The organism is Mesorhizobium sp. M4B.F.Ca.ET.143.01.1.1, assembly GCF_004792275.1.
Taxonomy (GTDB): domain Bacteria; phylum Pseudomonadota; class Alphaproteobacteria; order Rhizobiales; family Rhizobiaceae; genus Mesorhizobium; species Mesorhizobium abyssinicae.
The window spans coordinates 1-364 of the sequence record NZ_SRSR01000158.1 but is presented as its reverse complement, the minus strand read 5'-3'; the positions used below and the strand labels follow the sequence as shown (position 1 = coordinate 364).

1 pseudogene is annotated in these 364 nt (G+C 66.8%); it reads left to right on the top strand.

Annotated features, from left to right (window positions below):
• Positions 1–364 (top strand): annotated as a pseudogene (locus tag EN786_RS36415) (TROVE domain-containing protein); the annotation flags it as partial.

Here is a 364-nt window from a genome sequence, read left to right as displayed (position 1 = left end):
AGATGGTTCACCCGAAGCCGGCTTCGGCCTCGCGTGAAGCGCTCTACGGCTATCTCATCGGCAAGCCGCATGACGTCGCCGCGCTGCCGGACGTGGTGAAGGCCTTCGAGGCCTTCAAGCGCGATCCGTCGCTGCCGGTGCCGGCGGTGCCGTTCCAGATGCTGACCTCGATGCCGCTGTCGCGCGAGCATTGGGTGCAGATCGCCGAGACGGCCAGCTGGCAGATGCTGCGGCAGAACCTCAACAGCTTCGCGCGCAATGGCGTGTTCGAGGTGGAGGGTTTTGCCGAGAAGCTCGCGGCGCGCCTCAGCGATCCGGACGAGGTCCAGCGCGCCAGGGTGTTCCCGTACCAGCTGATGGTGGC